The 22858-nt window shown below is 68.2% G+C and carries 24 protein-coding genes; 7 read left to right on the forward strand and 17 right to left on the reverse strand.

Going from position 1 to position 22858, the window contains the following annotated elements:
• Window positions 1-10 precede the first annotated feature (10 nt).
• From CKO41_RS11110 to dsrA, 9 genes are all read right to left on the reverse strand, one after another.
• Window positions 11-1972, reverse strand: a complete 1962-nt coding sequence (locus tag CKO41_RS11110) for an NAD(P)-binding protein (protein ID WP_200382288.1) — start codon at window positions 1970-1972, stop codon at window positions 11-13.
• Between the two features lie 108 nt (window positions 1973-2080).
• Window positions 2081-3619, reverse strand: coding sequence for a sulfate reduction electron transfer complex DsrMKJOP subunit DsrK (dsrK, locus tag CKO41_RS11115; protein WP_200250508.1), 1539 nt, complete (start codon window positions 3617-3619; stop codon window positions 2081-2083).
• 47 nt (window positions 3620-3666) lie between these two features.
• Complete coding sequence (locus tag CKO41_RS11120; protein ID WP_200250506.1) at window positions 3667-4398, reverse strand: respiratory nitrate reductase subunit gamma; 732 nt, start codon at window positions 4396-4398, stop codon at window positions 3667-3669.
• 188 nt (window positions 4399-4586) lie between these two features.
• Complete coding sequence (locus CKO41_RS11125; protein ID WP_200250504.1) at window positions 4587-4919, reverse strand: TusE/DsrC/DsvC family sulfur relay protein; 333 nt, start codon at window positions 4917-4919, stop codon at window positions 4587-4589.
• 49 nt (window positions 4920-4968) lie between these two features.
• A complete protein-coding gene (gene tusB, locus CKO41_RS11130) occupies window positions 4969-5277 on the reverse strand; it encodes a sulfurtransferase complex subunit TusB (RefSeq protein WP_200250503.1) in 309 nt (102 codons plus the stop codon).
• Between the two features lie 11 nt (window positions 5278-5288).
• Window positions 5289-5699 carry a sulfurtransferase complex subunit TusC gene (gene tusC, locus CKO41_RS11135; protein ID WP_200250502.1) on the reverse strand — a complete coding sequence of 137 codons (411 nt, stop codon included), beginning with the start codon at window positions 5697-5699 and terminating at the stop codon, window positions 5289-5291.
• A gap of 10 nt (window positions 5700-5709) precedes the next feature.
• Complete coding sequence (tusD, locus tag CKO41_RS11140) at window positions 5710-6102, reverse strand: sulfurtransferase complex subunit TusD (RefSeq protein WP_200250501.1); 393 nt, start codon at window positions 6100-6102, stop codon at window positions 5710-5712.
• Window positions 6103-6225: 123 nt separating this feature from the next.
• Window positions 6226-7296 carry a dissimilatory-type sulfite reductase subunit beta gene (dsrB, locus tag CKO41_RS11145; RefSeq protein ID WP_200382289.1) on the reverse strand — a complete coding sequence of 357 codons (1071 nt, stop codon included), beginning with the start codon at window positions 7294-7296 and terminating at the stop codon, window positions 6226-6228.
• 90 nt (window positions 7297-7386) lie between these two features.
• On the reverse strand, window positions 7387-8640 hold the full coding sequence (gene dsrA, locus CKO41_RS11150) for a dissimilatory-type sulfite reductase subunit alpha (protein WP_200250498.1): 1254 nt from the start codon (window positions 8638-8640) through the stop codon (window positions 7387-7389).
• A gap of 372 nt (window positions 8641-9012) precedes the next feature.
• Between dsrA and CKO41_RS11155 the strand changes: the two genes are divergently transcribed.
• The 4 genes from CKO41_RS11155 to CKO41_RS11170 all read left to right on the forward strand — a co-directional run bounded on the left by CKO41_RS11155 (window position 9013) and on the right by CKO41_RS11170 (window position 11825).
• On the forward strand, window positions 9013-9894 hold the full coding sequence (locus tag CKO41_RS11155) for a TauD/TfdA family dioxygenase (RefSeq protein WP_200250496.1): 882 nt from the start codon (window positions 9013-9015) through the stop codon (window positions 9892-9894).
• 215 nt (window positions 9895-10109) lie between these two features.
• Window positions 10110-10301 (forward strand): sulfur relay protein DsrC, encoded by a 192-nt coding sequence (locus CKO41_RS11160; protein WP_200250493.1) that lies wholly within the window; start codon window positions 10110-10112, stop codon window positions 10299-10301.
• Window positions 10302-10332: 31 nt separating this feature from the next.
• Entirely contained in the window at window positions 10333-11094 is a 762-nt protein-coding gene (locus CKO41_RS11165) for a hypothetical protein (RefSeq protein WP_200250490.1), read from the forward strand.
• Between the two features lie 41 nt (window positions 11095-11135).
• Complete coding sequence (locus CKO41_RS11170) at window positions 11136-11825, forward strand: type I-MYXAN CRISPR-associated protein Cas6/Cmx6 (RefSeq protein WP_200250487.1); 690 nt, start codon at window positions 11136-11138, stop codon at window positions 11823-11825.
• 552 nt (window positions 11826-12377) lie between these two features.
• On the opposite strand, the gene CKO41_RS11175 is transcribed toward CKO41_RS11170, so the two are convergent.
• Entirely contained in the window at window positions 12378-12875 is a 498-nt protein-coding gene (locus CKO41_RS11175; protein WP_338113723.1) for a GNAT family N-acetyltransferase, read from the reverse strand.
• The gene (locus CKO41_RS11180; protein ID WP_200250485.1) at window positions 12872-13162 is read right to left on the reverse strand and encodes a type II toxin-antitoxin system TacA family antitoxin; all 291 of its coding nucleotides are present in this window, start codon (window positions 13160-13162) and stop codon (window positions 12872-12874) included. Before CKO41_RS11180 ends, CKO41_RS11175 begins: the two co-directional genes overlap by 4 nt.
• A 66-nt stretch (window positions 13163-13228) precedes the next feature.
• Between CKO41_RS11180 and CKO41_RS11185 the strand changes: the two genes are divergently transcribed.
• Complete coding sequence (locus CKO41_RS11185) at window positions 13229-13732, forward strand: hypothetical protein (protein ID WP_200250483.1); 504 nt, start codon at window positions 13229-13231, stop codon at window positions 13730-13732.
• Window positions 13733-14028: 296 nt separating this feature from the next.
• Here the strand turns inward: CKO41_RS11185 and CKO41_RS11190 are convergent, their stop codons facing one another.
• From CKO41_RS11190 to hemB, 6 genes are all read right to left on the reverse strand, one after another.
• Window positions 14029-15348, reverse strand: coding sequence for a TldD/PmbA family protein (locus tag CKO41_RS11190; protein WP_200250482.1), 1320 nt, complete (start codon window positions 15346-15348; stop codon window positions 14029-14031).
• Window positions 15345-16787, reverse strand: coding sequence for a TldD/PmbA family protein (locus tag CKO41_RS11195; protein ID WP_200382290.1), 1443 nt, complete (start codon window positions 16785-16787; stop codon window positions 15345-15347). Before CKO41_RS11195 ends, CKO41_RS11190 begins: the two co-directional genes overlap by 4 nt.
• Window positions 16784-17476 (reverse strand): hypothetical protein, encoded by a 693-nt coding sequence (locus tag CKO41_RS11200; RefSeq protein WP_200251879.1) that lies wholly within the window; start codon window positions 17474-17476, stop codon window positions 16784-16786. The genes CKO41_RS11195 and CKO41_RS11200 overlap by 4 nt, the downstream gene beginning before the upstream one ends.
• A gap of 239 nt (window positions 17477-17715) precedes the next feature.
• A complete protein-coding gene (locus CKO41_RS11205) occupies window positions 17716-18573 on the reverse strand; it encodes an NAD(P)-dependent oxidoreductase (RefSeq protein WP_200251876.1) in 858 nt (285 codons plus the stop codon).
• Between the two features lie 241 nt (window positions 18574-18814).
• The gene (gene aroE / locus CKO41_RS11210; RefSeq protein WP_200251873.1) at window positions 18815-19642 is read right to left on the reverse strand and encodes a shikimate dehydrogenase; all 828 of its coding nucleotides are present in this window, start codon (window positions 19640-19642) and stop codon (window positions 18815-18817) included.
• Window positions 19643-19672: 30 nt separating this feature from the next.
• Window positions 19673-20686 carry a porphobilinogen synthase gene (gene hemB, locus CKO41_RS11215; RefSeq protein ID WP_200251871.1) on the reverse strand — a complete coding sequence of 338 codons (1014 nt, stop codon included), beginning with the start codon at window positions 20684-20686 and terminating at the stop codon, window positions 19673-19675.
• 432 nt (window positions 20687-21118) lie between these two features.
• Between hemB and CKO41_RS11220 the strand changes: the two genes are divergently transcribed.
• A complete protein-coding gene (locus CKO41_RS11220) occupies window positions 21119-21505 on the forward strand; it encodes a thioredoxin family protein (protein ID WP_420826474.1) in 387 nt (128 codons plus the stop codon).
• A 23-nt stretch (window positions 21506-21528) separates the two neighbouring features.
• Entirely contained in the window at window positions 21529-22161 is a 633-nt protein-coding gene (locus CKO41_RS11225) for an MlaC/ttg2D family ABC transporter substrate-binding protein (RefSeq protein WP_200251868.1), read from the forward strand.
• Window positions 22162-22858: the final 697 nt, after the last annotated feature.

A 22858-nucleotide genomic window follows, 5' to 3' on the forward strand; every position in this document is an offset into this window, starting at 1 on the left:
CAAGAGTCCGTTACTCACCCAGGCCCATCTTGATATAGCCGGTCGGGCAGACATCGGCGCAGATGTGGCAGCCGATGCACTTGTTGTAGTCCGTGTCGACATACCGCCCGGTCGTGCGCTTGTCCTTCGCCACGCGGAAGACCGCGGTCTGCGGACAGAAGATCACGCAGTTGTCGCACTCGAAGCACATCCCGCAACTCATGCAGCGCTTGGCCTCGTCGATCGCCTCGGCCTCGGTCAGGCCGATGACCCGCTCCTTGAAGTGCCCCAGCACCTCCTCGGCGCTCGGCACCTCCTCCTTGCGGAGGTTGCGCGGATGGTGGCCGAAGTGGCCGAGGAAGAGCTCGTCGTGCGGGATGACCTCGGCCGCCGAGCGGTCCTCGTAGTTGTGGATCGCCCAGTTGCCGGCCGAGGTACCGCGCAGGTCGCCACGATCGGCGACGCTGAACCACTCGGGGGCGACCTCGGCCTCGGCCATCTTGGCCAGGAGATCGAAGTGGTGGACGTCGACCTTCGGGCGTCGCTTGTGCTCGGCCTGCTTCAGGTACTCGTCGATCGACTCGACGGCGATCCAGGCCTGGCCGATCGCGGTCGTCAGCAGGTGCGGACGGATGATGTCGCCGGCGACGAAGTGGCCGGGTCGATCCGGGACCTGGAAGAACTTGTCGGCGTTGATCAGACCACGGCCGTTGTCGAGCGCCTCCAGGCCGGTGAGGTCGCCGCCCTGGCCGATCGCGGCGACGACCAGATCGGCCTCCAGGACCCGCTCGGTACCCTCGACCGGCATCGGACGGCCGTCGACCATCTGGCAGTCGGCGACCTTCAGCCCGGTGGCGCGGCCGCGCTCGTCGCGGATCAGGGCGACCGGCATGACGCCGTCGAGGATGGTCACGCCCTCCTGGAGGGCGTCGGAGACCTCGTGCTCGGCGGCGGTCATCTTGTCGCGCGTGAAGAGCGAGGTCAGCGTCACCTGGGCGCCCTCGGCGGCGGCCGCGGTGGCCGCGTCGTGGGCGACGTAGCCGTCGCGGATCACGGTCTCCGGGAGATCCTTCTGGCCGGTCTTGGTGATATGGCCCAGGCGGCGCGCGACGGAGACGACGTCGATCGAGGTGTCGCCGCCGCCGACGCAGACCACCTTCTCGGCGGTGACCTTCATCCGGCCCTCGTTGAAGGCCTTGAGGAAGGCGACGCCCGAGACGCAGTTCGGCGTCTCGTCCCAGCCCTCGACCGGCAGGCCGCGGCCCGCCTGACAGCCGATCGCCCAGAGGACCGCGTCGAAGTCGCGCTCCAGGTCGGCGATCTGCACATCGACGCCGACCCGGGTGTTGAAGCGACAGTCGACCTGGCCCATCGCCAGGATGCGGCCGATCTCGGCATCGAGCTTGTCGCGCGGCACCCGGTAGCCGGGGATACCGTAGCGGAACATGCCACCCAGGCCCTCGTTGGCCTCGAAGATGGTACAGGCATGGCCGCGGCGGCGCAGTTGGTAGGCCGCGGCGAGGCCGGCCGGGCCGCCGCCGATGATGGCCACGCGCCGCCCGGTGTCGGGACCGGCCTCGAAGCCGTAGCCCTTCTCGATCGCGGTGTCGCCGATGAACTGCTCGACCGCGTTGATGCCGACGTAGTCCTCGAGCTCGTTACGGTTGCAGCCGTCCTGGCAGGGCGCGGGGCAGACCCGCCCCATCAGGGATGGGAAGGGGTTGGCCTCGGTCGAGCGGCGGAAGGCGTACTCCTGCCAGTCGACGCCGACCGGCGGCTTCTCCTGCTGACGCACGATGGCGAGCCAACCACGGATGTCCTCGCCCGACGGACAGCTACCCTGACACGGGGGCGTCTTGTGGACGTAGGTCGGACACTTGTGGGAGGTGTCTTGGACGAAGATCTTCTGGGTCAAGGACGACCAAGATTGGTCGCCGTCACGAAAACGGCGCCAGGAGGGCTTCGTCTTCATCTCATCGCTGGAGGTCGCCATCGCTCACTCTCCTTACCAGTTGAACCCTATCATTATGATAATTATGCTTTTCTGCTCGCCAGGCAAGCGCTCGTACAACATCGGCACGGCCGCTCGAGCGGGCCGACTTCAGGCGGCCTCATCGGACGTCTCCTCCTCATCCTCCTCGTCTCGATCCTGACCCGTCAGGATCAAGGCATTCGATACCAGCTGGTGGACGCTGACGATCTGCTCCATCTCCATCCCGTAGTAGGGGAGCACCTTCGTGAACTGGCTCTTGCAGATGGCGCAGATCGCGGCCATGTGCGTGACGCCCTTCTCCTTCATCACGTTGTTCAGCGCCTGCATGCGCGGCATCGCGCCCTTGACGCGCAGTTCCATCAGATCGTCGGTCAGGAGTCCCCCGCCGCCGCCGCAACAGAAGGTCCGCTCGCGGATCGTCTCCTCTTCCATATCGAAGAAGTGGTTGCAGGTGGCGCGGATGATGGCCCGCGGGATCTCGAACTGCCCGCCTGGGCGATCGCCCATGCGCGAGGCGCGGGCGACGTTGCAGGAGTCGTGGAAGGTCAGCACCATGTCGTCGTTCTGCGACTTGTCGAAGCGCAGCTTGCCCTGCTGGATCAGGTCATGGGTGAACTCGCAGATGTGCTGCGGCACCGGGTAGCGCGGGTCGAGGAAGTCCCAGGGGCCGGCCAGGGTGTTCAGGAAGCTGTAGGCGACCCGCCAGGCATGGCCGCACTCGCCGAAGACGATGCGTTTGACCTTGAGCGCGATCGCCGCCTCGCGGATGCGCTGGGCGAGCCGGCGCATGTTCGCGTAGGAGCCGATGAACATGCCGAAGTTGGCCGCCTCCGAGGCATGGGTGCTCAGCGTCCAGGAGACGCCAGCCTCGTGGAAGACCTTGCCATACCCGATCAACCCATCGACGTGCGGCTCGGCGAAGAAGTCCGCCGACGGGGTCACGAGCAGGATCTCGGCGCCCTCCTCATCGATCGGATAGCGAACCGCGACGCCCGTGTCGTCGAAGACGTCTTCCTCGAGGCCCTCGAGCGTGTCGCGCAGGGCCGGCCCGGGCAGGCCCAGGTTGTTGCCGATCTTGTAGACCTTGCCGATGATCTCGTTGCAGTACTTCTGCCCGACGCCGATGCTGTCCATGATCTCGCGGGCCGCCATCGAGATCTCGGCCGTGTCGATGCCATAGGGACAGAAGACCGAGCAGCGGCGACACTGCGAACACTGGTGGAAGTAGCTGTACCACTCGTCGAGGACCTCGCGGGTGAAGTCGCTCGCCCCGACCAGCTTCGGGAAGAAGCGCCCGGCCAGCGTGAAGTAGCGCCGATAGACCTTGCGCATCAGGTCCTGGCGGCCGACCGGCATGTTGTTCGGGTCCTTGGTGCCGAGATAGTAGTGGCACTTGTCGGTGCAGGAGCCGCACTTGACGCACGAATCCAGATAGACGCGCAGCGAGCGGTACTTGCCGAGGAGCTCGCCCATCTTGTCGATCGCCCGCTCCTGCCAGTCCTCGACCAGTTCGCCGGGGAAGCCGAGCGGTCCCTGGAAGTCCGCCTTCGCGACGAACGGCCGGCTGTGCGCCATCGCCCCCGGCTCGAGTGCCGGGATCTCGGCATAGGGCTTGAGGAGCGGGACCTCGAAATCTGCCTTGGCCATCGTTACACCTCTTCAGCGCATCTTGCGGCAGCCGGGGGCGGCTGCCGTCACTCTTGCTCCAGGCGCTCGGCCCACGGAACGATGTGCCGCTTCTCGCGGGGGTTGTCGACCTGGTTGCGCGACGGGCTGAAGAACAGGCCCGGGGCATGCAGCAGCTTGCTGTAGGGGAAGATGATCATCAGTACGGCGACGAGCAGCAGGTGGAGCAGCAGCAGCGGGTCGCTCGGCAGCGGATTGACCTGCAGCTGGTAGAGGCCGAAGAAGAAGTTCTTGACCGCGACGATGTCGGTGTGGGCCGCGAATTTCATCGACAGCCCACTGAGCCCGATCAGGAGCAGCAGGAGCAGGATCAGGTGATCCGACGGCGAGGTGATGTAGCGCACGCGATCGACCAGGACCCGCCGCGCCCAGAGCCCGGCGAGGCCGACGACCATCGCGATGCCACCATAGATGCCGAACGGCTGGATGAAGGTGATCGGCAACCAGACCGGATCGATGAAATAGCGCAGGTGGCGCAGCGTCACGAGGAACAGGCCGAAATGGAAGACCCAACCGAAGATCCAGATCCATTTATTGCCCTTGAACAGACTCTCGAAGAACACCACCTCGCGAACCATGCGCAGGGTCACCTTCCCGGACGAGGTCGGGGCGGGTGTCGTCGGGATCTTCAACGGCGCCGGTGTACGCGCGTACTGGACGATCTTGTTGACCAGGCCCGCGATCAGTATGACGACGGCGACGTAATAGAGGGAGGCGTAGAAGCCAGACAGAAACGACATGTCCCCGCTACCTCGGTTCGGATGGGGCGAGGGGCGAACGGCGCCCCTCCCCAGAGTGTCTGCTCGACGGGGGACCCGCATGGGGACCCCTGCCACAGAGCCGGTCGCTCACTGCGCGCGGTCGCGGCGCCGCGCGCCGAGCGACCGACAGGGTCGCCGCCCGCGCGCCGCTCGGCCTGGCAAGGCCGTCAGACGCAGCCGGTCGGCTTGGGCAGACCAGCATAGCGGCACGCCTGCTTGGCCGGGCCGTACGGGAACAGCCCGTAGAGGTACTTGCTGTTGCCCTTGTCCTTACCCATCTTCTTGCCGACGGCCTTGGTCAACACCCGCACGGCCGGGGCAATCTGATACTCGTCGTAGTATTCGCGCAGGAAGTTGATGATGTCCCAGTGCTCGTCGGTGAGCGCCAGGTCGTCTTCCTTGGCCATGACCACGGCGACTTCCGGTTCCCATTCGTTGATATTGGCGAGGTAGCCTTCCTCGTCGGTCTCCAGGGACTTGCCATTGACGTCGATCGGCATGATTGCGTTTCCTCTCTTGGATCGAATGTGGGTTAAAGGATGTGATCGGTCAGAGCCAGGCCTGAACCTTGTCGTGCTCGGCGGCGAGGTCGACGAAGCCGCCATAGTCCACGACCTGGACGCCGGCCATGATACGCTCATCGCCGAAACCGCGGGCCTTGAGATCCGGACCGAGGACATAGAGCCTCACCCGGTCCATGGCCGCGGCGACCCGCTCGGCCACCGCCGTGTCGCGCAGCGCACCGTAGACACCGTCCTCGATCAGCAGCACGGCGGCGCCGGGCGCGGCGAACGTCAGGCAGGAGTCCAGCGCGTTGCGCTCGAACGGCGACTTGTTGACTGTGTGCAGGATTGCCATGTGCCCCACCCTCAGAAGCTGAAGATCACGTCGGACTCTTCCATCAGCTCGGTCGCGCGCGCGGCGTCGACGACCTCGACGATGTTGTCCTTCTCTTCGCCCGATTCCCAATCTTCCCAGGCGACCTCGACCAGGTCGTCCTGGGTCAGGCCGCGCGCCGCGAGCGACGCGCGGTCGACGTAGATGCTCTTGACCTCGTAGTCGCCGAGGGTGCGATAGGTGGGCGAGAAGTTCTTCATGCCGATCCCGACCGTGTCCTGCGACTTGGTCAGTTGGTAGACCCCGTCGTCGACGAACAGCAGGCTCACCTCCTGATCGAAGGCGGCGCCGATCAGCACGACCTCGAGCGACTCCCAGGCGTAGATCGTCCCGTACGGGGCCTTGCGGTTGAGGTAGAGAAACTTCTTCACGACTTCGGACATGGCATCCCCCTCAATCCCCGAAGACGACGAGACGGTCCGACTGGATCGCCGCCTCGACCAGCTGGCCCAGACCCGAGATGCGGAACCTGGGATGGATGTTGGTCGCGTCCTTGCCGTTGCGCTTGGCCTCGCCCTCGTCGACGATCCCGCGGCGCTGCGCGGCCGCGACGCAGACGACCATGTCCAGATCGTGACGCTCGGCGAGTTCGGCCCACTGATTGACGATGTGGCGGTCGTCCTGCGGCGGCGTCGTCAGGCGCGACGAGTTGTAGACCCCGTCGTGATAGAAGAACACCCGCATGATCTCGTGGCCCTTCTCCAACGCCGCCTTGGCGAAGTGATAGGCCGAGTCCGACGCCTGGTGCTGGTAAGGTCCTTCGTTGATTTGAATCGCGAACTTCATAACGGCCTCGTCTTGTCTCCCCGCGTCCGTCTGATCCGAAACAGCTGAAATCCGTGCCCCGTGAGCCGACCAGGTCGCCCTTGCGGGCGCCTGGACGCGCCCGCAGGGAGGCGGCCGCACGACCTAGAAGCGGATGTAGGTCGAGGCGTTGAAGCTGTTGCGGGCGCCGCGCCAGGTATCGATGTGGTACTTGGTGAACGGCAGTTCGACCTCCTCGAAGAAGCGCGGCCAGCCGATGCGTTCGATCCACTCGTTGATCCGCTCCCAGTCGCGCGCCCCTTCCTTGTAGGCCTTCAGGATCCGCTTGACGATCCCAGTCGCCTCGGGCCAGCGCGGCGGGTTGTTCGGGATGCCGGCGGCGACGAGCTTCTGGAAGGTCGGCTTGCCGCGGGCGTTGGAGTGATTGCCCCCGACCCAGATCGCGAGCTTGGTGTGCTCGGCGTCGTTGATCTGCATCGGCGGGCAGGGCGGATAGCAGGCGCCGCAGCAGATGCACTTGCGCTCGTCGACCTCGAGGGACGGCTTGCCGTTGACCAGCGCCGGGCGGATCGCGGCGACCGGGCAGCGGGCCACGACCGACGGGCGCTCGCAGACGTTGGCGACCAGGTCGTGGTTGATCTTCGGCGGCTTGGTGTGCTGCACATTGATCGCGATGTCGCCCTGCCCGCCGCAGTTGATCTGGCAGCAGGAGGTCGTGATGTGCACGCGGTTGGGCATGTTGGTGTTGCGGAACTCGTCGATGAGTTCGTCCATCATCGCCTTGACCACGCCCGAGGCGTCGGTGCCCGGGATGTCGCAGTGCAGCCAGCCCTGCGTGTGCGAGATCATGGTCACCGAGTTCTGGGTGCCGCCGACGATGAAGCCGGCCTCCTCGAGGGCCTGGATCAGCGGCTCGACCTTGGCCTGGTCGGTGACCAGGAACTCGATGCTCGAGCGGATCGTGAAGTGCACGTGACCGTCGGCGTACTGATCGCCGATGTCGCAAAGCTTGCGCAGCGAGAAGACGTCCAGGATGCGCTGGGTACCGGCCTTGACGGTCCAGATCTCGTCGCCGCTGAAGGCGACGTGGCGCAGGACGCCCGGGCGCGGGTGCTCGTGATACTTCCACTGGCCGAAGTTCTTGCGCATCACCGGATGCATGTACTGCCAGGGATCGGGACAGCCGGACTCGATGGGCTCACGCATGTCTGCCATCGCCTTGCCTCCAATAGCTCGGGAAATTCGTTGGGATTCTGCCTGGCCCGACCGCGCGAGGGCCTCGCCCCCGACACGGCCGGTCGCGCGTCACTCGCCGGCCACGGCCTGGCGCTCGAACCACTCCTCGGCGGCCTCGTCCCAGCCGTCCATGCGGATGTAGGAGCTCTGACGCGGGTGGCTCAGCATGTTCGGATCCGGCTCGATGCCGATCCCCTCGAGGAAGTTGGCCAAGCCGATGCGCTCGATCATCTCGCCGCAGCGCTCGTGCTCCAGGCCGTTCTCGGCCCAGAAATCGATGATGGTCTCGGCCAGCTCGACCATGGACTCGTAGTCCTCTTCGGTCTCGAGCTTCTTGAAGGGGACGACGACCGTGCCCATCAGATCGCCGATCTTGAGGGTGCGCTTGCCGCCGATCAGGATGGTCACGCCCTTGTCGTCGCCCGGGTGCAGGGCCTTGGGCATGACGTTGAGACAGTGCATGCAGCGCACGCAGTCGCGGTTGTTGACGGCCAGCGTGTTGTCATCGTTCAGCGACAAGGCGTGGGTCGGACAGCGCGTCACGACGTTGTCGATGATGTACTGGCGGCCCTTCTGGGCGACATAGGCCTTCACCTCGGCCTGGTCGACCTTCATGTCGTCTCGCCAGGTGCCGATCACGGCGAAGTCCGAGCGCTCGATCGCGTTTTGGCAGTCGTTGGCGCAGCCCGAGACCTTGAATTTGAACTTGTAGGGCAGGGCCGGGCGGTGGACGTCGTCGGTGAAGTTGTTCACGAGCAGGCGATGGGCCTTGAGCTCGTTGGTGCAGGACATCTCGCAGCGCGCCGAGCCGATGCAGGACATGGCCGTGCGCACGCAGGGGCCGGCCCCGCCGAGGTCCCAGCCGTAGTCGTTGATCTCGTCGAAGAAGCGCTGCGTCGAGGGCGTATCGGCACCGATGAACATGATGTTGCCGGTCTGGCCGTGGAAGGTCACCAGGCCCGAGCCGTGCTTCTCCCAGCTGTCGGCGAGCTGGCGCAGCATCGCGGTCGAGTAGTGGTTGCCGGCCGGGGGCTGGACGCGAATCGTGTGGAATTCCTTCGACTTGGGAAAGGCCTTGCCGACCTCGGAGAAACGCGGAATGATGCCGCCGCCGTAGCCGTAGACCGACACGGTGCCGCCCTTCCAGTAGCCCTTGCGGGTCTCGTAGGAGTGCTCGAGCTGGCCGAGCAGGTCGTTCGTGACCTCGTTGATGCGGGCGTCGGGATGCTGGTCGCGGAGCCGCTTGATGCCGGAGATGAAGCTCGGCCATGGCCCCTCTTCGAGCTGGTCGAGCATCGGGGTGTGATGTTTTTGGATCGCCATTTGCGCTGTCTCTCCCATCGCACGGGTTGATTCGCAGTGTCCGATAGCCGATGCCGGCGCGCCCCCCGGCACAGGAGCTGTGGCGCGAGGGGCTCGCCAACCGCGCGACCGGCAACCGAGGCCGACTCGCTGGCAAGACGCCGACACAGGGATCGAGACCCCTTTGTCGAGCTTCATTGTAGTGAGGGGGAAACGCGAGCCTCCATTCCACCATCGGGGGGCGGCGGCCTGCCCCTTGCCTATCCCGTTCGGGATAGAGCCCCCCGGGCGCGTCGGCGCCATCTTGGGTCGTGTTCCCGATCAAAATCGTCGGTGATCATACGCGGAAGCAATCCACAAGGTCAAGAAATTCTAATATAAGCGTTTCATTATATGATCCCAGAAGCCCGACCTTCGCCGTTCTGCCTCGACAACCCCGTCGGCTACCGCGACTGGCGCGCCCGCAAGCTCGCCAACTACCCGCGCTCGATCGAGGCGGTCCGCGTGCGCGTGCGGCGCCTGGCGGAGCCGAGCGCCGCCGAACTCGCCGCCATCGGCGCGCGCATCGCCCGGTGCAACATGGCCCTGATCGACTGCGGCGACCCCGCCCAGGTCGAGGCCGACGCCCTGTTGCGCCTCGGCGAACACCTCGGGCTGCGGCGCACCGATCATCATCTGTGCGCCGACGCCAACGCAGTCAGCACCATCCGCGTCGCGGGCGACGGCCGAGCGGGCGAACTCATCCCCTACACCAACCGCCCACTCAACTGGCACACCGACGGCTATTACAATCCGCCGCGGCGCGCCGTGCGCGCCTGGCTGCTCTTCTGCCGCCAGGACGCCGTGGCGGGCGGCGAGAACGCCCTGCTCGACCACGAGATCGCCTACCTGCGCCTGCGCGACCAGGAGCCGGAGCTGATCCGCGCCCTGCTCGACCCGCAGACCCTCGGCGTGCCGGCCAACGAGGAGGCCGGGGCCGACCGGCGCGAGGCGATCTTCGGACCGGTCTTCTCGTGGCCGCAGGGGGCGCTGGAGATGCGCTACACGGCTCGCGCACGCCATGCGATCTGGCCACCGACGCCGGCCGTCACGGCGGCGCGCGAGGCGCTGACGCGCTTGTTTTCGGGAAACGAGGGCTTCATCTACCGCCACAAGTTGAGGCCGGGCGAGGGGTACATCACCAACAACGTGCTCCATAACCGCAGCGGATTCGACGCGAATGGCGCCGAACGAACCCTGCTGCGGGTGCGGTACCTGGACCGGGTCTCCATCTGATGGCCGCTGCCGGTCGCGCCGGAGTCGCGCCCAGGCCGCGCGAACAGACCGACGAATCCCGCCGCCACGCGGCCTAGGGAGACGCTGATTTATTGGCCGTCCTGGCCAAGAATCAGCACGGGGCTCCTGCCCCGCACGGGAAGCGCTGAATACTTCAGCACTTCCCTAGGCCGACCGATGGCGGCGGCGCATCAGAACGAACACGGGGGACACGCATGTTGAAACTCAGCGACATCCTGGTGGAACGCAAGGACCTGGAGTCCTTCGAGGAGCTGGTTCCGATCATCCAAGGCGTCGCCCGCAGCGGCGAGCGCTTCTTCCGCATGGACGTCAAGCCGCCCTATCCCGATACGCCGGAGAACTGGGAGGACAGGCTGGAGGCCGCCTTCAGCGGACTGATCCGCTAGCCCCTAGACGACCACGACGAAGGCGATGACGATGAAGTGTTATGACATCACCGGCTCCTACCGCTCGGACCCCACCGCCCACGCCACCCCTCACCCGTTGCCCGAGGCCAGCGCCCTGGAGACCCACCTGTACACCCTCCTCGAACGACTCGAGGAGCTGCGCCGACACGCGGCGCCGACCCACCTGCTAGCCGACGCCAAGCTGCAGGTGGCCCGCGCGATGGCGAGCCTGGAGCGCGGCGCGGAGGCCTGGCCGTTGGCCCGCGAGGCCTTCGACATCTTCATCCTGACCCAAGACTTCGAGTCGGCCGCCGATGCCTGCGACATCCTCTTCCAGGCCGAACAGCCCGGCTCGCTCGCCGCCCTCGGCCAGGGGATCTGGCTCGCCGTGACCTACCCGATCGACCCGGAACTCGCCGTCGAACTCCTCTCCCACGTCGTCGACGAGACCCCGCCCGAGGCCGATGGGGCGGCCGTCGCGGCAACCACGGCGCTCTTCCTCGCCGATCTGCGCGCGACCGGCAAGACGCGCGAGAATCTGATGTTCTTCGCCGCCCAGACCCTCTCCGAGGTCGCCCGTCGCCACAGCCAGATCGCCAGCCAAGAGGCCTTCGACCTCTGGATGGACCGTCTGGAGCTGCGCGAGCCGGAGAAATTCCTCGTGCGCCTGCGCAATATCGTCGACGTGCTGGTCCAGGACGACTGGTGGTTCGACCGCGACACGCTGCTCGCCCAGTTGCCGCTCGGCGACGGTGCGGGCGGACCGCATCCGTGCTGCGACCAGGACCACTGACCCCGCCGGCCCCCTCAACCCCTGTCCCGAGTCCATCGCGCATGTACTGGCAAGACGACGACGCCGACCAAGCGGTCGCGATCCCCGACGACATCATCGACGTGCAGTTCGCGATCGACGCCAAACGCCTCCCTGTCGACCACGGGTGCGCCCTCGGCGCGGCCGTCGCCGCGGCGCTGCCCTGGGACGACGGGCAGGTGGCGCTCGGCGTTCACACGATCCACGTCGCCGGCTCGCAGAACGGCTGGCAGCGCCCCGAGCACGGTCAGGATCAGTTCCTGATGCTTTCGCGCCGCACCAAGCTGACGATCCGCGTGCCGCGGGCCCACGCCGAGGCGCTCAAGGCCGCCCTCGCCGGCCGGGTCCTCGACGTGGCCGGCTGCCCGCTGACCGTCGGCGCCGCCAAGGAGCGAGCGCTGAGCCGCGAGACGACCCTCTTCGCCCGCTACGTCGTCGACCCGCATGACCAAGACGAGGCCCGGTTCCTCGAATGGGCCGCCGCCGAGCTGCGCGCGATGGACATCCGACTCCGCAAGGCCCTCTGCGGCAAGGCCCTGCCCCTCGCGACCCCGGACGGCCCGCTACCGACGCGCAGCCTCCTGCTCGCGAACCTCGACATCGAGGACGCCGTACGCCTCCAGCGCCTCGGCCTCGGCCCGCGGCGCGCGATCGGCTGCGGCCTCTTCATCCCCCACAAGGGGATCGACGCGGTCCAGTCCACGCCGCGCTAGACCGCCCCCAGCCCCTAACCGCAATCGATGGTAGTGCCCGCCGGCCGGCGACCAGCGGCACGCCCCCATCGCCGGCAAGCCGGCTCCCGCCGGCCATCCGCGAGCGTCTGGCCGCTGGGGGTGACCGGCCGCCCGAGGATCAGCTTCCACCAACCCATCGCTCCGGGCTCGCGCTACATCCATCGCACACAGCCCCTGATCTCCGCACTGGCCAACACCCTCCTGGAGCGCGCGCTCGACGGGGCACGCGATCCGGACGAGTCGGATGCCGTGGCCCGAGCGGGCCCCGCCTTCGTGGGGAAGGTCGTTTTTTCGCGACTTTCGTGTGTTTCGTAGTTTCTTGTCGTCTTCGTGCTTGTGTCGTTTGTTTTGAACCCTTCCTTGGCAGCCACGAGCGCGTCGTAGTCGCCCGCAAGCGGGCTCCTACGGTGCTCGCATCCTAGGGCGACATGAGAGCGGCCTCGGTATTTCCGGAGCGAGGCACTAGCTGCCTATCGTGCTCAACCCATTCGGGCGACGATGCGCGGGCCTCGCCTGGGTTGCCGCCCGCGCTCAACCCGACAAGCTCGCCCGCAGGTCGGCCAGGGTGATCATGAGGGTCATCGGATCGAGCGGCGAGGGATCGAAGCCGATGTGCGCGTAGAACACCCGGGCCTCGTCATCGATGGCCTGCACGAGCAGACCCCGGATGCCGATCACGTCCGCGGCGCTCAGCACCCGCCGGCCGGCGTCCTGGAGCAGCGCACGCCCGAGCCCTCGGCACTGATGTGAGCGCGAGACGGCCAGGCGAGCGAGCAGGACCACGGGAATGGGATCGGGCATGTTGCGCCGCAAGCGGCCGGTCGCAAGCTCCGCGCTCACGGCCCCCGAGGCCAGGGCGTAATAGGCGACGATGCGCCCGCCCTCGCAGACGACGTAGGTTCTCGATGCGCCACTGACTTGGTTACGCAGCGCACGCCGTCTGAGCCAGACGTCCAGCGTTTCCCGGCCAGAATCGAAGGCGGCGCCGTCGTGTCGTTCGGTCAGCGGCTCCGGCGCGCCGAGCGTCACGCCTGGTCCCAGGGTGGCACCGTCCGCATGGTCTTGCGCAGCCGTTCGTTCGGCTCCGGCGGCGCATCGAGACGTGCTTTGAAGGCGTTGAAGGCGTCTTCCCCGACAGACAGCAAGACCTGATCGAGGAGCGCCTCCTCGGCGGCCCGACGGGTGGCATCGAGGATGAACTCGGTCCGATTCTTCCCGCGCGCGCGCGCGGCACGGTCGATCAGGTCGCGCTCCTCTGGCTTGATCCGCAGATTGAGTGTCTGGCGGTTGGTCGTTGATTCTTGTGCTCTAGGCATGGCATTGACTCCCGTTTCCGGGAATACTAGCAAATGCGTAATGACGGCGTCAGTACGTAACGACCCATGCCACGTCTCGACCCCAGCCAGCTCGCCTTTCAGGCCCTCCGCATCAAGGGCGGGCTCATCCCGGCCGACGAACTGGCCCGCCTGACCCTGCTTCAGTCACCGGCGCAAACCGAGCAGACCGAGCGCCACTACACCGCCCCCAAGGGCCTGGCGCTACGCGACGAGATCGCGCGCCATTGGAAGATCGCCCAGAACCTTTGGGTGGATCTCCAGCCACTGCGGCAACGCAGCGATCTGCACAGGCAGGCGCTCGGGCTTCGCGCCTTCCTCGTCCCGCTGCTGCGCGATGTCCTGGGTTTCAGTGACCTCGCCACGGCGATCGGTCTGGAGCTGAACGCACATCGGTATCCCGTCGGTCATGCCGCGCGCGGCGGGCGCCTATCGATCGCCCTGGTCGCGCCAGACCAGGAGCTCGACGCCCCGGCGGAGCCCTTCGAAGCACACCCCGAGACCGGCCGCATCCGCCGCCGCTCGCCCTTCATGCTGGCCAATACGGGTTAACGACGTGTCCGTTTTCGCTTGATGGGGAAAATGGCTTCGCACAACAGACTTAGGCGATTGCCGGAAACAAACCGACCGGATGACGCCGGACTTTGGTTTGTCTTCAAGGAGCGAGCACAGGAGCATAGCCCAGCTCTGTGACTGCGCTCGCGACACAGAAGGCGGGCGAAAAGACAAGCCAGACGGTAGGTTTGTTGACAGAAATGGCCTTAAGTCATCAAGAACAAAAACTTGCCAGAAGCTTTATTATCCATCCTGGTGGCCGCACCGCTCCAACCGCCCGGTGCCGATCGGCATCAGAGCGCCAGTTCGATCCCTTCGACCAGGATGCCGGGCAGCCGCGCGCTCGCGGTCGAGCGCCCGCCGTAGGTGTCGGCCGATAGGATCAGCTCGCGCCCCTGGGTGAGGCCCTCGAGTCGGTCGCCGAGCAGGTGGTAGAGGGAGTCGTCGAAGCGCATGACCGAGAGGGGCGCGACGATCTCGCCCCGCTCGACCCAGAAGGACGCGAAGCGCGTCATCCCGGTGATGCGACAGTCGTTGCGGTCCGACCAGTTGCAGTACCAGAGGTTGCCGATGTAGAGGCCGTCGCCGAGGCGTTCGCAGGCGGCGGCGTCCGGGATCTCGCCGGCGGCGAGCGCGAGCGACTCTGGGGCGCCGCCCGCGGCGTTGACCGGCACGCCGTACTCGCACCCATCGCGCGCGTCGACCAGGCACTCGGCGAAGCGCCCGGCCTCGATCAGCGGCACCGCCTCGGGCAGCAGGAACCCCTCGCCGGTGAAGCCGGGCACCAGCCCCCGCCCGTGCTCCTCGACGAGCGTCACGGCCGGGCTCAGCGTGCGCTCGCCACGCACCAGGCGCAGCAGCGGCGTCTGGGCCGTGCGGTGGCTCTTGAGATCGAAGCCGTCCCAGGCCAGCATGCCCATCAGCTCCTCGACGGCCGCCGGCGCCAGATAGGCGCGGTAGCGGCCGGGCTTGGGCGTGCGCGGCGCCCGGGCCATGACCGCGAGCCGCGCGCGCACCGCGGCGACCTGCTCGGCGAGGCGCTCGGGCTCCCAACGCAGCCCGCCCCAGCTCGCCTTGACCGCCTTGTCACCTTGCAGGTAGGCGCTCCAATCGAGGTGGAAGCTGGTCGCCGAGTGCCAGTGGCGGTGGCCGAGCGAGCTGGCAAGCCCCGCGTGGATCGTGCCGCTCGCCCAGATGCCGACCAGGTCGAGGCCGGCGGCCGCCTCGATCAGCGCGGCGACCACCGCCTCGGCCGGCGGCAGGTCCGCGCCGACCTCGCGCTGGCCGGTGCTCGACTCGAGCGAGAAGTGCAGGTACGGATCGACCGGGACATGGGCCAGGCGCTCGCGCAGCCGCGCGAGCAACTCGCCGGCGAGGGCGCGGTCGGCCGCCGGCCCGCCACCGAGCTCGATGCCGCCCTCGACCTGGCGCCCGGCGTCGATCAACGTCAGCCCGAGGGTGCGGCGATGGACGCTGCCGGCCTGGCGGATCCGCCCGCCGTTGAGGCGCACGAAGTCCGAGTCCTCCCCATCGAGGCCGCAGAAGAGGACCTCGCCGCCGCGCAGGCCGGCGCCGAGGTCCGCGGCCAGCGCGAAGAAGGCGTCCGGCGTCATTCGCCACCCCCGAAGACGGCCACGTCGCGGAAGCGACACGGCGGTGTCGCGTGCCCGACCGAGATCGACTGGTTGGGTTCGCCCTTGCCGCAGTTCTGCACCCCGCGCACCTCCCAGGTCGCCGCCTCGCCGACGCCGTCGAGGTTGCGCCAGAACTGCGCCGAGAGGCCGCGATAGCCCGGGTTGCGGACCAGACCGCCGAGCTCCCCGTCGACGATCAGCCGGCCGAGCTCGCAGCCGAACTGGAACTTGTTGCGGCTGTCGTCGATCGACCAGGAGCGGTTGGTGTCCATCAGCACGCCGCGCTCGATGCCGCCGATCAGGGCCGCGAGCGACAGCCCGCCGGGCTCCAGATTGATGTTGGCCATTCGGTCGATCGGGGGGCGATCCCAGCCGCAGGCGCGCGCGGCGGCGACGCCCGGCAGGCCGCTGCGGGCCTGCGACAGGCGCCCGCCGAGCGGCCGCTCGAGGATGCCGCCGCGGATCAGGTAGGCGCGCTCGGCTGGGGTGCCCTCGTCATCGGCCGCATAGCTCGCGAGCTCGCCGGCGACGCTCGGGTCGAAGGTCACGTCGAGGAGCGGCGAGCCGTAGCGGTAGTGGCCGAACATCTCGGGCGTGACGAAGCTCGTCCCGGCGTAGTTGCGCTCGTCGCCGAGGATGCGATCGAGCTCCAGCGGGTGGCCGATGCTCTCGTGGATCTGGAGCACCATCTGACTCGGCATCAGCACCAGATCCATGACGCCGCTCGGACACTCGGGGGCGGCAAGGAGCGCGAGGGCCTCCTCGGCGACGCGCCGGGCGTCCTCGCCGAGGCGCGCTTCGGCGAGCCGCTCCAGCCCCCCGAGACGCGGGCGGTCGAAACCGCCGCCGCGGCGCGACTGGGTCTGGCTGCCGGCGTTGGCGACCGCCTCGAGGCCGGGCTCGACGCACTCCTGGACCTCGACGATGCGCCCGCCGTCGGCGGTCACGAGCCACTGCTCGACGCGCTGGTAGGCGAGCCAGGCGGCGGCATCGACGATCCGCTCGTCGATCTCCAGGGCCGCGCAGGCGTCGTGGAGCAGCGCGAGCTTGTCGGCGATGGCGACGCCATCCCAAGGCTCGCATACTTGGGTGCGCCGTTCGCTGCGCAGGGCGCTGCGCGGGACGAGGCGCGCGTCGAACAGGCCGTGGCGGGCGTGCTCGCGCGCCCAGTGGCGGGCGCGCGCGGCGGCGGCGCGCAGCCCGGCCGGGCTGAGATCGCTCGTCGCGCCATAGCCGACGCCGCCGTCGACGACCAGCGTCACCATGGCCCCGCAGCTCGCGGTCAGCCGGCTCGGCTCGGGCACACCCTGGCGCACCGCGAGGGCGTCGCCCTCCTCGGCGACCAGCCGCAGGGTCCAGTAGTCGGCGGCCGGGGCCTGCGCGGCGAAGCGCGCGGCGATCTCCTCGAAGCCGTTCATCGCAGTGCCTCCGGCCCGCCGGCGGCGGCGCTGAGCGTGTGCAGCGCGGCGAGCCGCGCGCGCGGTCGGGCGAGATCGAGGCCGGCGTCGCCCAGCCCGGCGAGGCAGGCCTCGGCCTGCTCGGCGAGGAGCGCAAGCTCGGGCCCGTCGAAGAGCTCGGGGACGGCGTCGAACTCGGCATCGCTCGCGCTGAGGACGGTCGCGGCCAGCTCCTCGGGGGCGATCAGGCTTTCCGGGTGCAAGAGGTCGACGACCAGCGGAAGATCGAGCAGGCGGAAGTGGCGCGCCCGCGCCGCCTCCTCCTGGGCCAGCTCCTCGGCCGCGAGCGGGTCGGCCGCGGCATGGCGACGCACGACACCCATGATGACCTCGATCAGCCGGGCGATGCCGGCCTTCTCGGCCGCGTGGTCGCCAGCCAGGCCGCAGGCCTGCTCGTAATGGCGCTCCAGCTCCTCCTTGAGGGCCAGGATCGCGTCGCTGCCGGTCTCCGCGGGCAGGTCGACGGCGCGTCGTACCAGCGCGTGCAGCGAGGCGTCGAAGGCCTCCTGCTCCTCGTGGTCGGCGCGCTGCGCGGCGAGCAGCACGATTGGTTCGACCGGCGGGGCCGGCCAGCCGAACAGGGGGTTGACGTGGCGGCGGCGCAGGTGGCGCTCGCGCCGACCGGGACGATCGGTGAAGGGGAGGTCCATGGGATGATCAGGTGTCGGGTTTCAGGGGACAGGTCGTTGCGAGTGACGATTCAAGCACCACCGGGACATCTTCACTGGAACTACGAAATACACGAAAGCCGCGAAAAAACTGTAGGCAATCCTGTATCGATCGAGCCTTTTCGCGTCTTTCGCGTGTTTCGTAGTTCCCTGTCTTAGCAACAAGTGAAAAATAAGCGGCGCGCTTGACGATGGGGGGCGTGACATCAGTGGTGGTCGGCTCAGCGCGCAACCAGGGCCTCGTAGAGGACCGAATAGTCCTCGTCGCCGTGCCCGGCCGCGATGCCGCGCAGGCAGGCCGCCTCGAGGGCGGCGATCGGCGCCGTGTCGATGCCCTCCTCCCCGGCCACACGACGGAACAGGCGGATGTCCTTCAGCAGGTGCTTGAGCGAGAAGTTGGCGCGGCCATAGTCGTGGGCGAGGTACTTGTCGAGCTTCTTGTCGAAGGTCGGCGCGTAGAGGGCGCTGCCGCGCAACAGGGCCATGAATTGGTCGACGGCGATCCCCTCGCGGCGCACGAGCCCGAGGCTCGCGGCGAAGGTCGCGGTCAGCCCGGCGATCAACTGGTTCATCGCGAGCTTCAAGGCCGCCGCGTGGCCCACCGCGCCGATGCGCTGCGGGGCCTCGCCCAAGGCGGCGAGAAACGGCCGGCAGCGCTCGAAGAGGGCCGCCTCGCCGCCGGCCATGATCAGGAGCCGCCCGGCGCAGGCCTCCGGCAGGCTGCCGAGGACCGGGGCCTCGAGGTACTCGGCGCCGGCGGCGGCGAGACGTGCGGCCAGGTCGCGACTCTCGTCCGGGGCGATCGTGCCCATCTGGATGACGATCCGCCCGGCGAGCGCCGCCGTGGCCGGCGGCACCAGCGTCTCGGCGATCGCCTCGGCATCGGCGAGCAGCAGCGCGACCAGCTCGGCCGCGGCGATCGCCTCGCCCGGCGAGGCGGCGGTCGCGATGCCCTCGTCGGCGAGCGCCTGCGCGGCCCCCGGGCTGCGGTTCCAGCCGACGATGGCGAAACCCTGCTGGTGGAGGCGCCGCGCGATCGCGGTGCCCATCAGCCCGAGGCCCAAGACGGCGATCTTCATCGAGTCAACCACTCCCGACCCGCGCGCGGGTCCGTCGTTGCCTTGCCCTAAGGAGACGCTGATTTATTGGCCGTCCTGGCCAAAAATCCGCACGGAAGTCGAAAGCGCGGCTTCCGACTTCCTTCATGTTCAGTCGCTTATCGCGACTGAACATGGCGGGGCTCCTGCCCCGCACGGGAAGCGCCGAATACTTCGGCGCTTCCCTAACGTCTCGGATCGCGCGCGCCGGGCGCAAGGCCTGTCAGCGGGCCATCGCGCGGCGCAGCTCGGCGATGACCTCGGCCGTCTCGGGCCGCACGCCGCGCCACAGCAGGAAGGACTCGGCGGCCTGCTCGACGAGCATGCCGAGGCCGTCGAGGACCACGGCCGCCCCCTGCGAACGGCCCCAGTCGAGGAAGGGGACCGAGGCCGGGCCGTAGACCAGGTCGTAGACCCAGCCCCCCGCGCTCAGGCAGCCGGCCGGCAGCGCCGGCAGCGCCCCGCCGAGGCCGGCCGAGGTGGCATTGAGGATCAGGTCGAAGCCCGCGCCGGCGAACCCGTCGAACCCGCCGCCGCGCACCGGCCCGAAGGCCGCGGCGGCGGCCGCCAGCGCCTCGGCCTTGGCGGCGGTGCGGTTGGCGATCGCGAGTTCGGTGACGCCCGCGTCCAGCAGCGGGCGCAGCACGCCGCGCGCGGCACCGCCGGCCCCGAGCAGCAGGACGCGTCGACCGGCGAAGGCGAAGCCGTGATTGCCGGCCAGGTCCCGGACCAGGCCGGCCCCGTCGGTATTGTCGCCGCGCAGGCGCCCGTCGGGCAGCCGGCTCAGGGTATTGACGGCCCCGGCGGTCTCGGCATACGGCGACCGCTCGTCGGCGAGCGCCCAGGCCTGCTCCTTGAACGGGACCGTGACGTTGAGGCCGGCACCGCCGGCGGCGAAGAAGCGCTGCACGTCGCCGGCGAAGTCATCGAGCCGCCCGAGGATCCGGTCGTAGACGAGATCCTGGCCGGTCTGGCGGGCGAAGGCCGCGTGGATGACCGGCGAGCGGCTGTGCTCGATGGGGTGGCCGATGACGGCGTAGCGGCTGGGCATCGCGGATGGCCTCGTGGTCGGCGCGGCGCCTCAGTCGGCGAGCCAGCGGGCGACGTCCTTCGCATAGTAGGTCAGGACCCCGTCGCCACCGGCGCGTTTGATCGAGACCAGGGCCTCGAGGACGACGGCGCGCTCGTCGAGCCAGCCGTTCAGGCTCGCCGCCTTGAGCATCGCGTACTCGCCGCTGACCTGGTAGACGAAGGTCGGCACGCCGAACTGGTCCTTGATGCGGCGCACGATGTCGAGGTACGGCAGGCCCGGCTTGACCATGACCATGTCGGCGCCCTCTTCGAGGTCCAGGGCGACCTCGTGCAGGGCCTCGTCGCTGTTGGCCGGGTCCATCTGATAGGTGTACTTGTTGCCGCCGCCGAGGTTGGCCGCCGAGCCGACCGCATCGCGGAACGGGCCGTAGAAGCTCGAGGCGTACTTGGCCGAATAGGCGAGGATCCGGGTATGGATGTGGCCGTCGGCCTCCAGCGCGTCACGGATCGCACCGATGCGCCCGTCCATCATGTCCGAGGGCGCGACGACGTCGGCCCCGGCCGCGGCATGCGAGAGGGCCTGACGCACGAGGACCTCGACCGTCTCGTCGTTCAGCACGTAGCCGGTCGCGTCGATCAGACCGTCCTGACCGTGGGTCGTGAAGGGGTCGAGGGCCACGTCGGTGATGACCCCGAGGCCGGGGACCGCATCCTTCAGCGCGCGCACGGCGCGCTGGGCGAGACCGTCGGGGTTGTAGGCCTCGCGCGCGTCCTCGGACTTGGCGCTCGCCGGCGTGACCGGGAACAGGGCCATCGCCGGGATGCCCAGCGCCTCGATCGCCCGGGCCTCCTCGACCAGCAGATCGATGCTGAGGCGCTCGACGCCGGGCATCGAGGCGACCGGCTCGCGCTGACCGCGGCCCTCCAGCACGAAGACCGGGTAGATCAGGTCGTCCGGCGTCAGGTGCGTCTCGCGCATCAGCCGGCGGGAGAAGGCGTCGCGGCGCATGCGCCGCATCCGGGTGCGGGAGTAGCCCCCGCGGGAGGTGTCTTGGGTGATCATCGTCTCCGCGTCCTGAATATAGAAGACGCGCCGGAACGACCGGCGCGGCACTGTGCTCTAACCCAGTGCGTTAACATAGCGCAGCGGCCGCCGAGGCTCCAGCGCGAGCGGCGGCGCAGCGCTCTGGGCCATGAGGTCCGGATTCAAGAACGACCGGTACCTCTTCTTGGAACCACGAAAAGAAACGAAACACGCGAAGAGGCTGAACAGACGCCAGATGACCTTCGGTATTTTCGCGACCTTCGCGCACTTCGCCGTTTCTTGTCGTCCGTGCTCGCGTCGATCGTTCTGGAACCGTTCCTGAAAGGGGCCAAGGTTCTCGAGGGCCAAGAGCCGTCAACCGCCAATCGTTCGTAGCGACCGGCCCCGATGCCCGCCCTCCTTGGGATCCACTGCCGAGAACACCAGAACCGAACGGAATTTTCGATACGAATGAACGCCATGGCACATCCTTCCGCGCCGGACGCGCCGCTGATCTTCGACTGCGACCGGGCCCGCTTCGAGGCCGAGGTCGTCGAGGCCTCGCGCACCCGGCCGATCCTCGTCGACTTCTGGGCCGACTGGTGCGCCCCCTGCCACGCCCTCGCCCCGCACCTGGAGCGGGTCGTCGCCGAACTCGGCGGGGCCGTGCGGCTCGCCCGGGTCGAGGTCGATGCCGACGACAACATGAAGCTCGCCGGCCACTATCGGCTGCGCGGCTTTCCGACCGTGCTGCTGCTGCACGACGGCGAGGAGCTCGGGCGCTTCAGCGGATCACGCTCCTCGCACCAGGTGCGCGACTGGCTCGGCGCCCACCTGCCCGCCGGGCCGACATCCTGATCGCCGCCCAACCGAGGTCCCCTATGTTGCCGAACCAGCCGATCGCCCGCGCCTGGCCCCTGCTGCTGGTCTTGCTCGTCTGGACGTGGCCGCTCGCCGCCGAGCCCGATCTGAGTCCGCCGCAGCAGGTGATCGAGCGGGTCTCCGAGGGGCTGCGCCAGGTCCTGCGCGAGGACCGCGACCGGCTCGCGAACGATCCCCAATACGTCTACCAGGTCGTCGATGAGCTCCTCGTGCCGCACGTCGACCTCGCGCGCAGCTCCGCCCTCGCGCTCGGCCCGATCTGGCGCGAGGCGAGCCCGACCCAGCGGGCCGCCTTCGCCGAGGAGTTCAAGCGGATGCTGGTGCGCACCTACGCCACCGCGGTCGACGAGCTCGGCGAGTGGCAGATCCAGTTCCTGCCGACGCCCCAAGCGCCCGATCGGGAGCGGGCGATCGTGCGCACCCGGATCCAGCGCGGCGGCGGCCAACCCATCTCGGTCGACTACCGGATGGTGCAACGCGACGGGCGCTGGCGGGCGTACGACGTCTCGATCGAAGGGGTGAGCCTGCTCGTCAACTACCGCTCGACCCTCGTGCGCCTGACCCGCGAGCGGGGCGTCGACGGCATGATCGAGGCGCTCGCCCGGCACAATATCGAGCGGGCCGGGTCGTGACACCGGGCACGGCCGAGTCGCTGTCCGACCGCCGCATCCAGACCGCGAGGGGCCCGGTCCGGTTGGGCGCGCGGGCACGGCGGCTCAATGAAGACAGGGGATTGCGCGCGCCGTAACCCGGCATCGGCCTTCGTCGGAGCCGCCTGCACATGTAGGGTGATCCGGGGTGACCAATCGCCGGCAAGCCGGCCCCTACGGCGCGCAATCAGCCGCCCAGTGGGTGTTAGGGAAGGGTTCAGAAACAAACGACACCAGCGCGAAGACGACAAGAAACTACGAAATACACGAAAGTCACGAAAAAACGGCAGATGCTTGTGTAAGCTTGGCCCTTTCGCGTGTTTCGCGTGTTTCGTAGTTCCCAGAAGATGTACCGGCTGTTCTTGAATCGTCACTAAGAGCCCGGTGGGCCGTACCGACGCGCCCCACCCGTGGGGCGGGAATTCGCCGGCGCACCCCGCCGAGGATCGACCGTCACCCGTTCAACATCTCGAAAGAGGCCGCGGAACGGATCAGCCCTACCACCGCCCCTGAGAACTGTCGCTCATGCTGCGCCACTTCAATCGCTATCTGGTGCCTGGAAGAAAACCCCGTTGAATTCAAAAAAACCGCTGGCCTCATGCCGCCCCGGCGGCGGCTTTTCATTCGGATCGAGGCCGTCAGCGAGGAATACGGGGGGGCGATGTGAATTGCTTTCATC

Origin of the sequence: Thiococcus pfennigii (assembly GCF_016583835.1) — a bacterium.
Taxonomy (GTDB): domain Bacteria; phylum Pseudomonadota; class Gammaproteobacteria; order Chromatiales; family Chromatiaceae; genus Thiococcus; species Thiococcus pfennigii.